Below are 13133 nucleotides of genomic sequence, written 5' to 3'. Positions count from 1 at the left end.
TCCGAAAGGACTCAGGGCAAGGATAGTGTCGCGCGCAGGAACGAAGAAATGCGAGAAGTGATGCGTGTTTTCTCCCCACCCGTGTCGCATACTACGTACGACATCAATCAAAGTTCCCGCAGCCCCGCGTCGCCACAGTGTGAAAGGCGCGCTAGCCATGCACGTACCGTGGCGTTCCGGATCTGATGACCCAGCGCTGTGCGCCACTACCGCCGAAGCGGGATCGAATTCGCCCCTCTCCCGCTTGCGGGAGAGGGGCCGGGGGAGAGGGCAGCCGGCGAATGCGCCGGACCCCGTCGAACCCCTCGGTCGTCGCGGCCTCTGCACGGTTGCCCGCTGCCGCGCCCAAGTTCCAAGGCGTCCGCAGCTAGATCCTTTGCCCCGCGAGGTAGGGTGTGTGGGCTGGTACGGTGCGCTTGGGGCTCAGGATGACAGGGTTTGGCGCTGCGAAAGGTGTTGAGGTGATGCGCCGGGCTGGCTCCCTTCCCCCGCGCAGTTTGCGGGGGAAGGGCTGGGGATGGGGGGCGCCCGTCGCACGCGCCACACCTGCTGAACCACTGCAGAAGTCGCCCCGCTCGGCTTCGCGGGTCAGGGCGCGACCTCTGGAGGACAGATGTCCGTGGACGCGAAGAGGGCCCGGCGATTCGCCGGGCCCTCTTCGCACTTACGCACTCGCCGTCTACCGGACGACGCGGCTCTCCTGGATCACCACGCCGCGCTCCGCCAACGCCGCGATGTACTCGCGCGCCGGCATCGCTTCGTCGGGGGTCCATACGCCCGGCTTGATCTTGCCCGCGGCCTGCAGGGCGCCGGTGATGGCCAGCGAGTAGCCCGTGGTGCGCATCATGGCCGTGATGCCGGTGTCGGCGTCGTACCGGTCCAGCAGGTCGAAGCGAAGCAGCACGTCGTCGCCCTTGTCGGTGCCCTCCACCTCTACCCGGAGCGCCACCAGGTCCGGGCTTTCCCGGTAGTCCTTGCGCAGCGTGGGCCCCACCGTGGCGATGAACAGGTCGCGCGGCACCACCGGCACCCCCTTCACGTTCACCGGATCCAGCCCGAACAGGCCGATGTCGCGCATGGCCTCCATCATCTTCGCGTGGCCGGGGTAGCGCAGCGTCTTGTACTCCATCGTGGGGATCATCCCCTCGTACCGCTGCGCCATCGTCGACAGGCCGCCCGCCGTGTGGAAGGCCTCCAGCGTGCCGGCACCGGGAAACTCGAGCTCCTCGATCTCCGACAGCGCCTTCACCTGCATCTGCTTGCCGTCGCGGACGACCCACGAAAGCGTGGTGTAGTAGTCCAGCACACCCTCCAGGCTGTACACCACCTGGTAGTTCAGCGGCCGCTGCGGCTTCTGCGGCAGGCCGCCCACCTTGATGGTGACCTTGCGCACCACGTCCAGCTGCCGGATGCCGTGCTCGGCCAGGATGTTCACCATCCCCGGCGCCAGCCCGCAGTCGGGGATCACGCTCACCCCCGCCGCGGCCGCGCGGGGGGTCACCTGCTTCTGCTCGAGCACGATGTCGGTGTTGCCGCCCAGGTCGCAGAAGTGCGAGCCCGCCTCCACCGCCGCCACGCTCATCCCCAGGTTGAAGTAGTAGGGGAAGGCGCTCATGGTGGCCGACACCCCCTCCATCACCCGGCGAATTCCTGTGCGGTCGTTGGCGTCAACTGCAACAGGCGTCAGCCGCCCGCCGATGTACGGCTGCAGAAACGCGGGGAGGTTGTCGACGTTCAGGTCGGCAAGAACGACGTCGTGCTCCGTGTGGGCAAGGAGGTCGTAGGCACAGGCAGAGCCCTGAAGGCCCGCCCCCAGCACCAGCATCCGCATTTGCAGGCACTCCAGAGGTTGCAGGATGGGCCGGCGCCGGCCCGGGATGGAGAAAGGCGCGCAAGATACTGCCCCGGCAGGGGGCGCGCAAAACCACCTGCGGCGGATACGGTGTGGTGCGTCCGCAAACGAATGGATCGCGAAACGAAAACCTTTCGGATTTCGGCGCGGCGCCTATATTTTTGCCCCTGGCCGGTCCCGGCCGAATCCCCCCAAATCCATGGATCCTGACAGGAGACCGATCCCGTGGCGAAGGACGTCATCGAGATGCCGGGCGTCGTGACCGACGTGCTTCCGGACACCCACTTCCGGGTGAAGCTGGAGAACGGCCACCAGTTGCTGTGCTACATCTCGGGCCGCATGCGAAAGAACTACATCCGCATCCTGGGTGGCGACCGGGTGACGGTGGAGCTGTCGCCCTACGACCTGAGCCGCGGCCGCATCACCTACCGTTTCAAGTAGCGCTCGTTCAGCGCGTCCGCCGCCGCCAATCTCCGACCGGCGACCCCCGATCCGAATCTACGACGACGGCCATTCCGCGCGGACGGCCAGGCCGGCGCGCACCCGCTCAGTCCAGCATCGCCAGTACGTCGGCCTGCGCGTGCAGGAACGCGTCCGGGCCTGACTGCTCCAGCGCCTCACGCGGGAAGGGGCCCCACAGCGCCGCGGCCGTGCGCGTGCCCGCCGCCTTTCCCGCGGCCACGTCGTGCGGCGAGTCGCCCACGAACAGCGCTTCGCCCGCATCCACGCCCAGCCGCTCCAGCGCGGCCAGCACCGGCTCCGGGTGCGGCTTGGGATGCGTGACGTCTTCCGGGGTGATGATGGCGTCGAAGTGCGACACCAGGCCGCACAGCTCCATCCCGCGCATGGCCGCGCGCCGGTGCTTGCTGGTGACGATGGCCAGCGCGTAGCCCCGCCGGTCCAGCTCCGCGACGACTTCGACGGCGCCGGGAAAGGGCCTCAGCATCTGGTCGTGCAGGCCGTCCTGGAACGTGCGGTAGGTGTCGAGCATCGCCGCGGCTTCGTCGTCGCTGCGGGCGAACCGGCGGAGCTGCGAATCCAGCGTCATCCCGAACCCGCTCAGCCAGGCGTCGTCCGGCGGGCACTCGCCCAGGTGGGTGGTCATCGTGTGGCGATAGCACCGCATGATCAGCTCGGTGCTGTCCGCCAGCGTCCCATCGAAGTCGTACAGCACAGCCCGGATCGGGCGAGAGGTTGTGCGGGTCAAGCGAAGCTCACCAGTCAGTTTCGTGGTTGGCGCCAGCGCCGGCAGGTGCAAACGATGGCTCCTCACCTGCCGTTCTTCCACCGCACGCCCATAAAAACCTCGATGTCATCGAGGGCATCCTCCGCGAATCCGCCCACCTCGGGGTCGGACAGCAAGGCCTTCAGCGCGGGCACGACCGAGTCGACGTCGATTTCGCGTGAGAGGCGGGCGACATGCCCCAGCGACGTCGCGGCGTTTCGTCGCACCCAAACGTCAGGGTGGGTCAGGTGCCGTAGCGCCTGCTGCTCCGCGACGCGCCAGTCCGGCCCGTGAAGCGCCAGCCGCAGGAGGGCGCGCCCGATCGTGGGCCCATCCCCCGACGCGAGCGCTGCTTCGGCCGCCGATTGCGATATGGGCGCGAGTTCCTCGTACACCATCCCGTCTTCGCTCACCGCATCCTCCTTTTTCCATCACCATCCTGATCGACCGCGAGCGCCGTCAGGATCGCGGGCACCACGTCCGTGATCGACCGTATCGCCGCAAACGCCTCGCGCCCGGCGCCGGTGGCGAGCACGGGTACGGGGTTCAGCGTGTGCCCGGCGCGCGTGTCTTCCAGGTTGCCGTGGTCGCTGCTGATGACCAGGAGGGCGTCATCGGGCAGGGCGTCCGCCAGCGCGGCTATGAACGCGTCCACCCGCTCCACCGCGGCGACGGCGGCGGCCAGATCGCCCCGATGGCCCGTGTAGTCCGTATCGTAGTGGGCGAAGAGCGTCACGTCCGATTCCGACGCCAGCCGCGCGAGCGTTCGGCCGGCTTCCTCCGGCGTTGCCTGCGGAAAGTCATCGCCCAGGCGCTCGCGCCAGCGCTCGTTGGTGATGGACGACGCCACGGCGCGCCCCTCCGCCAGCTCGATGGGTCCGCGGGTGAGCGCGCCCACGGATTCCGCGACCAGCGGCGGCGCGGCGGGCCGGCGGAAGATGCGCGGGTCGCCTCCCCCCAGCGGGTATGCGTTGGCGAAGCTGACAGTCAGCCGGGCCGTCAGCGCGCGGCGGAGCAGGTTCTGCTCGGCGAGCATGGGCCGCAGGTCCGTAGGCACCCACGGTCCGAAGTGTCGCCCGTACTCGGCGGCGGCATTGCGCCCCGTCAGCAGCGCCGTCTGCCCTGTTCCGCTCTGCGGCAATCCCTCGACGCCCATCGAAGCATCCGCCGCGACCAGCACCGCCCGCTCGCCTACGATCCGGCCGTCGGCATCCAGCTGCTCGGTGATGGGCCGGCGGCCGCCCAGCAGCCGCTCGATCCCCGGCAGATCGGCAGCGGCGAACGGGTTGTGTGCCGCGTCGCCCGAGCCGATGCCCACGCCGTCCAGGAACACGAGCAGGGCGCGGCGGGGGATGGTCACGGGTGTTCGACTCGGGTGCGTGGACCGGCTTCGGATCGGGCGGCGGAATGTAGGGCGGGGGCGGGATGGTGGGTAGGGCGCTCGGCGGGGATCCCCATCTCGGAGACTGCAGGGGGGGCGGTCACGATCTTGAGGCCTCGGCTCCGCTCGGGCGAATGAATTCGCTGCAACGACCACACGAAGTCCGCCTTCGCGGACTGGCTTGCCCAAGGGTGAGTTCGGCCAGGTGGCGCGACCGGAACAGGGTGCAGTTCTCCCCCTCTCCCGCTTGCGGGAGAGGGGGCGGGGGGAGAGGGCAGCCGGGGCCCGCACGGCCCTCTCCGAAGCGCTCCGACCTGCCTTTTTGGAGCGACCACGGTCACCGCGGCGAATGAATGAATTCGCTGCAACAAACACACGAAGTCCGCCTGCGCGGACTGGCCTGTTTTCGTGTGTGTGTGGGACCTTGTGGCGCGCCCGGAGTGTGTGGCGGATCCCCTCGGTCGCTGCGGAGTTCGGTGTGGCGGCGGGGTTGCCTGTGGCCGCTCCGTCGGGATGACAGAAAGCCCGGCTCCGCAATCGCGGGCCGGGCTCTTCGTCCACCGTCGTTACCGTTCCGACGGTTATTACCGTTTCGACCGTCGTCCCGCGGTCAGGTCGGGATGCGCAGCTTCTGGCCCGGGCGGATGCCGTTCCGGCGGCCCAGGCCGTTGACGGCCTGCAGGCGCTTGACCGTGGTGTCGTACCGCCGGGCGATGGTCCACAGGCTCTCGCCGTTGCGCACCGTATGGCGGCGGACGGCCGCCAGCCTGCGCTGCTCCTGCTGCCGGCGCTCCGCCACCTTCCGCTGCTCTTCCTTGCGCTCCACCTCGGCGCGGGCCAGGGCCACGCGCTGCACCGTCGCGAAGTTGGCGGCGTACTGGTCGCCGCGGCCGCGGGGGATGCGCACGCCGTACGGCTTGCTCCCCGGAGGCGTCATCGCCCGCACCAGGTGCGGGTTCATCCGCTTCAGCTCCGCCTCGCCCACGCCCACCGCTGCGGCCACGGTCGCCAGCTTGGTAGCGGCGGGGACCTGCACCTCGTCCCACTCCAGCGGCAGCCAGCGTTTTACGCCATCCAAGCCGTACTTCCCGGGCTCCTTGCCGATCAGCGCGGCGGCCACCATCAGCGGCACGTACTCACGCGTTTCGCGCGGCAGGCGGGCCCGGATGCGCCAGAAGTCGGCGTCCTTGCCGCGCTGGCTTCCCGTCGTGGCCTTCATCACCCGCGCCACGCGGCCCTCGCCGGTGTTGTACGCCGCCGCCGCCAGGTACCACGACCCGAACTGCTCGTGAAGGTCCGTCAGGTAGCGCAGCGCCGCGTCGGTCGACTTCTCCGGGTGCTTCCGCTCGTCCACGTACGAGTCCACGCGAAGGCCGTAGCGCTCGCCGGTGTCCTCGATGAACTGCCACAGGCCCACGGCCTGGGCGTGCGAGCGGGCGGTGGGGTTGAAGCCCGACTCGATCATCGAAAGGTACAGCAGGTCTTCGGGCATGCCGCGCTCGCGCAGCTTGCCGCGGATCATCCCCTCGTACCGGCCGGAGCGCTTGAGGTACAGCGCGTAGGCGTCCTGCTGGCTGCCCGTGGTGAAGATGCGCACGAACTTCTGCACCGGCTCGTTGCGCACCACCGGGATGTCCCACGAAACCTCCGAAACCGCCGCGGCGGCCTCGCTGACGATGCCACGCGCGGCCACGGAGCTTGCAGGCGCATTCGTGTCGTCGGCACCCGCGGCTGCTGCGCCAAGCACACAACCGATGAGCACGGCAACGGGCAATGCGGACCTGATCTCCATGCGGACCTCCTTGGGCTGCGCGTGTACGGCGGAAACTGCTGCGGTGCGCGGTGCGCGAGAGAGGGGCGGGCCTGGGAGTCCGCCGCCGGATGCGGGAAACGACTGGTCGCCGTTCCGCATCTAACTTACACGCACACATGGGTTTAGTCAACCGGAGGATGCAAGAATCCGGAAAAACCGGGCTCCGAAGGGCCTGGATGTTTCCGGATCTGGCGGGTGGGTGCAACCCGTTTCTGTGCTTCGATTTAGCAGGCGCGGCGCCGATTTCGGCCGGTGGGCGGCCGGGAAGGATCAGGGCGGATCGGCGCCGCGGCCCTGGGTGCGAATCCGCACGAACGCGGCGATGCCCAGGAGCGCGTAGAACACGGCGCTGGGCCAGGCGATCACGCGGGGAACGAAGATGCCCAGCGCGGCCAGCCCCAGCAGGATGACGCCCCAGATGCTGACCCATCCCGAGTCTTCGCGGCCGATGGTGCGCTGGCCCACCAGCGCGCGGGCCAGCACCGACGCGGCGCGGGCCAGGCGGCCCAGGTAGCGGGCCACGCCGGTGCTGCGGTACGACCGCATCCGCGCCTCGCGCGCGGCGATGCGCGTGGGCGACTCGTCCTCTTCCGTCGGCTCTACCACCACGCGCTCCACGCTGCGCCGGTCCCGCTGCTTGGCCAAGGCGGGAACCCGGCGCGTGTTGCGCAGCCCCACCTCTACCGCCGACGTCAGGTCTCGCTCGAACAGCGCCTCCATCTCGGCCGCGAACTGCAGGTCGGTGACGGCCACGTCCAGCTCCCAGTTTCCCAGCAGCGACGCCAGGTTCAGGTTGCTGCTGCCCACGCGGCTCCAGAAGCCATCGGCCACGGCGGTCTTGGCGTGGATCATGGGCCCTTCCCACTCGAACAGCCGCACCCCCGCCTCCAGCAGCGGCCGGTAGCCGGCGCGCGACATTCCCCCCACGATGGGCCAGTTGTTGTACGCCGGCAGAAGCACGCGCACGTCCACCCCGTCGCGCGCGGCGGCGGCCAGCGCCTCGGCCATGGCCGGCGGAAGCACGAAGTAGGGATCGGTGATCCACAGCCGCCGCTCCACGCCCACGGCCACGAACTGCGACAGGCGGTAGATGCGGGAGCGCCCCGGCTCGCCCTCCACCACGCGGGCCGCCACGTTGCCCACCGTCTTCACCGTCGCGGGGTCCGGAAGCTCGTCGGGGGGAAGGCGGCCGCCCGCCGCGGCCCAGGTGGTGGCGAAGGCGCGGTCGATGACGGCCGCCACCGGGCCGCGGAACTCCACGCCCGTGTCGCGCCAGGGCGGAATGCCCGCGTCGGGATCGCCCGCCCACTCGTCGCCGATGCACATGCCCGACACCGACGCCCACTCGCCGTCCACCGCCACCACCTTGCGGTGGTCGCGGCGCATGAAGTTCAGGGGATCGGTCAGGGAAACGGGGGCGAATGCGCGCACCTCGGCGCCCGCGTCGCGCAGGGGCTTCCAGAACTTCCGCGGCGTGGCCCAGCACCCGATCCAGTCGTACAGCACCCGCACCTTTACGCCGTCGCTGGCCTTTTCGGCGAGCGCGTCGCGAAACCGCCGGCCGATGCGGTCGTCGCGGATGATGTAGTTTTCCAGGTGCACGTACCGCTCGGCGCGGTCGATGGCGTTCAGCCAGGCGCGGAAGGCATCAGTGCCGTCCACCAGCAGATGGGCCGTGTTTCCGCGCACCTGGGGAGCATCCGCCGAACGCATCATCGCCCGCTCGGCCATGCGCATCATCACGCGCATGGAGCCGGCGGACGCCTGCCTGGGTGCGCGCTCGGGGACGGCCTCGGGCGGGAGGAGCGGAAGGTCGGGAATCGTCTCTGACACACGCGGAGGGGTGAGGGTCCGTGGCAGGCTCCGCAAGCGGTCTGCCACCGGGAGGAAAACGGTGCGAGAGTGCGTGGGCGCGTTAGTGCGGCGGTGAGTTAGCGCGCGGTCTAAGGAATCGTGTGGAGCGCCTCCGCGGTCTGACCTACGTACCCGCCGCCGAACAGGTTTACGTGGACGAGAAGGTAGTAGAGCTGGTAGACGGACCGCCGCGTCTCGTAGCCCGGCAGCAGCGGCCAGACCTCGCGATACGCGGCGTGAAAGCGGTCGCCGAATCCGCCGAACAGGTCCGCCATCGCCAGGTCTGCCTCGCGATGCCCCCGGTACGTCGCGGGGTCGATCAGCGCCGGGCCGGGCGTGGTGGACAGCACGTTGCCGCTCCACAGGTCGCCGTGCAGGAGCGACGGTCCGTCCTCGTCCGCCAGGCGGAGGATGGCGGGGAGGCGATCGAACAGGCGCTCCCAGTCCGCCTCGCGCCCGGGGAAGCGTCCGGAGCGGCGGGCAAGGTCCAGCTGTGGGCCGAGCCGCCGATCGCACCAGAAGCCGGGCCACGTGTCGGCAGGCGCGTTCTGCTGCGCCAGCAATCCGATGAAGTTGTCTTGCTCCCAGCCCCAGGAACGCTCGACGGCGGCGCGATGCATCTGCGCGAGCCCGCGCCCCAGCCGCTCCAGGAACTCCGGCGAGCGGGCGGCCGGCTCCAGCCACTCCATCGCGATCCACGCGGGCGCATCTCCATCCGCCTCCGCGTGCGCGATCACACGGGGGACGACCAGCTCCGCCGCTTGGGCGCGGAGCTGGTCCAGGGCGTACGCCTCTGCCGCGAACATGCCGGCGGGTGACTGAGGATTGTACTTCAGGAAGACGGGGCCATCCGCCGTCTCCACCCGCGCCCCGTGGTTGATGCACCCGCCGCCGACAGGCGTCGAGGAGCGGATGGTGCCTAGGTGCATCTCGACGGCGCGGCGGAGGGCGACAGTGATTCCCATGGTCTCCTTGTCAGCACCACCGAGGATGTATGTCCTCTATGACGAGCCAGCCAGCCACGCTTCGCGGCAGTTCGCGCCCACAACAGGCGAAATCGACTGCTCTCTCCACACATCCAGCAGAAGATCGAGAGACTCCCTAGCGGCCGGGTATCCGTCGGTCCTCGCGAGTAGCTCTCCAACAAGCTCGCGTGCTGCGTGATCGCTGGGCGACGTAGTAACTAATAGAGCCGACACGAGGGCAGCAACATACCACGTCCACTCTGGATTGAAGCATCGAATCAGTTGTTCCTGTAGGTCGCCAACCGAAACCCGAGTGTCAGGATGGAGGAGTAGCGCTATGTTTGCTGCACCTCGGATATGAGCGGGAAGTTGCGAATCAACCGCGATGTCTGCCAGAGGTGCCGGATCGGGAACGAAGCCTGCTAGCCCGCTTGACACTTCGTCCAGTCGAGAGTGGGCTCGACTGTCCTCATGGTCGCTAGGCCGAAAAAGATGCGGTAGCCGGGTATGAGGAAGTACCAGTGCGATTACATGAGGCAGAAGTACGATCTCATTCGGCAGATCTAGCGCGAAGGCGGCATTTGGTTGGCGCCAGAAGAGATCCTCAGGAATGAGCTCTGCTTGGCTAACCAACGCCTCGCGAAGACGCGCTCCGAGCGGTGGCGCCTCCGCCAAGAGATTACCGAGAATACCGAGTAGATCCGGGGATAGCGTGCCCCGGGTCAACGCAGCATTGACGATCGCCTCTGTGAGTGCTGGATCTGTGAGCCACTCAGGGGGCGCCCCGTCGAAGTAAGCATACCACTCGAATCGCATGCCCATAGCTGTGTCAGGGTACTGTTCGAGTAGTTGTAGTAATTCTGATGCTGAAGCGGGTACTGTGAAGCTGACCATCTCGAACCTTGGACCAAACCGCAGCCCCTCGTGTGTTTGGGTCCTGAGCAATCCTTCGATCGCCTCCAGTGGGATAGTGGCTAGATAAAGACTAAGATCAGAGTAGCGTCGATGCGGCGACCGCGGAATGTATGCACTCAGTTGCCCGTGCATTACCCTCATCAGCCACGGCGCGGCAGCGAGTTCAGCGATAATGCCACGTAATCCATGGCCACTCCGTGCTCCGGCAAAGACTAGCAGAATCCTGACGATCTCGAGAATGCCGCGCGCGCGCCCGGACAACATTTCCAGCGTTAGATCCGGGCGATGAGTTGTTGCTGAGGACCAATCATGTGCGTGTCGGTGCACCGCCATCGGCCCAATTTGCTCGACGACCAGTTCTCGTTTCCAACCATTCTGGAGCAGTTCGTCGAGCAGTACCTGCTCAAGTGCCGAGAGTCCTATAACATCGGCCGCCCGAGTGGTCGAGAAATCGTCCTGACGCAATAGTTCAAGCGTCGTTACACATCCACGCTCACCCAACGACCTCCACTCTGACGAAGTCAATCGATTAATAGCTTGAGACAGAAGCCATTTGCGTTGGGAATGATCAGCTTCGGCATCATCGTCCGGCTCGAAAAATGACGATGAGCATTCAAAAATGATAGCAAGTCTGGATGTAGAGGCACGTGAATAAATATCAGCGATGAGCGATAACCAAGGGTCGTCATCGCGAACGAGACTAGCTAAAAGCGCGAGCCAGCCGACGCATTCGGCCTCAGCGCTGTCATGAATCATCTCTAGCGCAACCTTCGCAAGCCAGACACGCGATTGCGAATGGCTGGTATTCGCTATCACATTGAGTATCGCTGGATCCGTGATCCCACCTAATGTACCCAGTACCGGACGTACATCTTGTCGGTATCGTTTGTCTTGCTCGAGCACGCCTTCCTGAATCAAACGCGCAACTGCCCCTGCACCTCTTCCTAACCGCCTCCGGAGCAAGCGTTCAGCCCCATGGGAGTCAGAACCATCAACGCTCATTAGTACTTGCACCGCTACGGCCAGCTCAGTTCGCCTGCCGTTCTCAATTAAGGCACTCAGGAGAAAATGCATCACCTCTCGCCAATGTTGATCGCCCGCAATTACTTCCAGTCGACCACGCAATGTACTCGCTTCGACGGAGTCGTATATGAACTCGGCAGCAAAAAATTCCTGAAGCTGGCGAACGTCAAAACGAACATGATCACCATCATCGGGAGTGCTTACGAGAACCAGCCGTTCCTGAGTGGCTTCAACAACGGCGTCGGCTAGCTGGTCTGCCGCATCTTCGGTACGCTGCGACACGGTCTGCTCGACCAGCAGGCTGAACTCGCGGCGAGAAAGTCGGGTTTGTGCTCCCTTGCTCGTCTCGGCACGTGCGTGCAGATCGAACCCGAGACGGTCATGCACGCTCTTTATGAGCTGTTCCTCTTCCCGAAGCAACCGAGCGATCCGTTTGTCTGCGAGTTCACGATTCGCCTCACGCCGGAGAATAATCTCGTAGAAACGTGTGAACAGCTGCCATCTCCGCTCGGGGGGTCGGCCACCATCGCGAACGATGATTGCCATGATATGTGATTGAAGGGGACTCTTCATCAACTCCCGAACGGACGGAGATTGAACCGCAGTTGTTAGAGTAGCTATCGCGCGCTCCGCCTCCGCCTCTGTCCGGTCGAAAGCGACGACGGGACTTGCGCACGCAAGAGCTTGGTCCTCAGATAGTTCTACCAGTTCAACAACTGGGGCATCCAATGACTCGAACTGGCCAGAATACCCTTGCGGCCGAGACGTGCATATGGTGAGTAGATCACAATCCAATTCTAAAGCAGCGACGTCAACAAAGTTAATAACCTCAGCGGCAATACTGTCTTTTACATCATGCGGCACCTCGTCTAGTCCATCAAACACTACAACCCAGCTTCCTTCCCGAAGAGCAGCGCGAATCGTGACGGTCGTGACCGTCGTGTCGACTACCGCACTGATGCGCTCTGCGCAGAACGTCAATACGCCCCGAGGTGCTCCCTCGTCACGACGTCCAAACCACTGGGCATAGTCTTTTAGTTCGATTACTAACGGAATCCGAGGGACAATGGGCCAGAATCCATTTCGCACTGCACCGTTACGAATCTCCTCTGCTAAATCTTTGTCTCGCTGCACCATCAACGCGCCCCCGGGTTGCAGTGCCAGGGCAGCGCGGTGTACTTGGCAAAGATACTGGCCGAGCGTGGATTTGCCCTGACCCGGTCCGCCTTTCACGAACCAAACGCGCGCACGGCTGGGATTTCGCTGCCATTTCCGCCAAGTCTTTGTCTCCACCCTTACGCGACTAGGGCGGTGGTTCTCCTGTGCCGCACTCGCGAGGTACTCCATAGCCATACCGCGGAGTTGAAACTCGGCACATGAAAACGGCAGATCAACGAACAACCGCTGGAGGCCAGGCCTAGAATCCGACGTTGATCCTGCCTGCTCCAATTTGGTGTGCTGATTGTCGCGAAGTCCTCGAACGACTAGATAGTTGATGAACGTTTGGACTTCCAGCTTATCCTGCTGGAGGAGGTCGAGCAGTCGTGCAAGTATATGACCGGGAGTTAGGAAGTGTTGGTACGCAGCTAAGATGTCGGGATGAAGGATTAGAAAATCGGCGATCTTGCTTCCTCCCCAGATGTGGAAGCGCTCCGCCATCTCTGGTCTTGCCGCCCGCACGAGTTCCCGCGCGCGATCGAACGCGCCCGTTTCGGCTGCACCGCTCGGGTCAATATTTGTAGCGATGATCCAGTTATCTGGCCATTTTCGCTTAGTTCCATGTTTCTCGAACTCGGAGATCTCTTCTTCAATACGGGAGAGGAGCCATTTTTGAGGGTCGCTGCTGAGGTGCGGCGAGTGGAATTTCGATTGTATATACCAGCGCCCTGACCACCTCGCCGCCTCACTCGGGTATGCTGCCTCGCCTTCGTAGTAACCGTCGCGACCGCCATCTGGACCTGGACCGAATCCTGTGGCTCCTGCGCCCAACACTCGCAGCGACAAAGTATTCACCAGATGTTCGAACGCGCGCGGATCCAATTTACCTAATTCGTAGCTGTGTAGCATATCTTCCGTGCTCGGAATGACGTGGCAGGGGCGCTCTC

General features: G+C 65.4%; 9 protein-coding genes. 1 reads left to right on the top strand and 8 read right to left on the bottom strand.

Features of this window, described 5'->3' with window-relative positions; genetic code table 11:
• Positions 1 to 679: 679 nt before the first annotated feature.
• Positions 680 to 1831, bottom strand: coding sequence for a saccharopine dehydrogenase family protein (locus VF632_RS01725; protein ID WP_331021113.1), 1152 nt, complete (start codon positions 1829 to 1831; stop codon positions 680 to 682).
• A gap of 267 nt (positions 1832 to 2098) precedes the next feature.
• On the opposite strand from VF632_RS01725, the gene infA reads away from it, so the two are divergent.
• Complete coding sequence (infA, locus tag VF632_RS01720) at positions 2099 to 2293, top strand: translation initiation factor IF-1 (RefSeq protein ID WP_349263959.1); 195 nt, start codon at positions 2099 to 2101, stop codon at positions 2291 to 2293.
• Positions 2294 to 2399: 106 nt separating this feature from the next.
• Here the strand turns inward: infA and VF632_RS01715 are convergent, their stop codons facing one another.
• The 7 genes from VF632_RS01715 to VF632_RS01685 form a co-directional block, all read right to left on the bottom strand.
• A complete protein-coding gene (locus VF632_RS01715; RefSeq protein ID WP_331021111.1) occupies positions 2400 to 3026 on the bottom strand; it encodes an HAD-IA family hydrolase in 627 nt (208 codons plus the stop codon).
• 95 nt (positions 3027 to 3121) lie between these two features.
• On the bottom strand, positions 3122 to 3490 hold the full coding sequence (locus VF632_RS01710) for a hypothetical protein (protein WP_331021110.1): 369 nt from the start codon (positions 3488 to 3490) through the stop codon (positions 3122 to 3124).
• A complete protein-coding gene (locus tag VF632_RS01705) occupies positions 3487 to 4437 on the bottom strand; it encodes an alkaline phosphatase family protein (protein WP_331021109.1) in 951 nt (316 codons plus the stop codon). Before VF632_RS01705 ends, VF632_RS01710 begins: the two co-directional genes overlap by 4 nt.
• A 631-nt stretch (positions 4438 to 5068) precedes the next feature.
• Positions 5069 to 6250, bottom strand: coding sequence for a lytic transglycosylase domain-containing protein (locus VF632_RS01700; protein ID WP_331021108.1), 1182 nt, complete (start codon positions 6248 to 6250; stop codon positions 5069 to 5071).
• A gap of 291 nt (positions 6251 to 6541) precedes the next feature.
• Positions 6542 to 8104, bottom strand: a complete 1563-nt coding sequence (locus VF632_RS01695) for a phospholipase D-like domain-containing protein (RefSeq protein ID WP_331021107.1) — start codon at positions 8102 to 8104, stop codon at positions 6542 to 6544.
• Between the two features lie 110 nt (positions 8105 to 8214).
• Complete coding sequence (locus tag VF632_RS01690; RefSeq protein WP_331021106.1) at positions 8215 to 9090, bottom strand: fructosamine kinase family protein; 876 nt, start codon at positions 9088 to 9090, stop codon at positions 8215 to 8217.
• 36 nt (positions 9091 to 9126) lie between these two features.
• Positions 9127 to 13095, bottom strand: a complete 3969-nt coding sequence (locus tag VF632_RS01685; RefSeq protein WP_331021105.1) for a hypothetical protein — start codon at positions 13093 to 13095, stop codon at positions 9127 to 9129.
• Between the last annotated feature and the right edge of the window lie 38 nt (positions 13096 to 13133).

Origin of the sequence: Longimicrobium sp. (assembly GCF_036388275.1) — a bacterium.
Classification (GTDB): Bacteria; Gemmatimonadota; Gemmatimonadetes; order Longimicrobiales; family Longimicrobiaceae; genus Longimicrobium.
The sequence above is the reverse complement of the archived record's forward strand: the minus strand, read 5'-3'. Positions and strand labels throughout refer to the sequence as shown.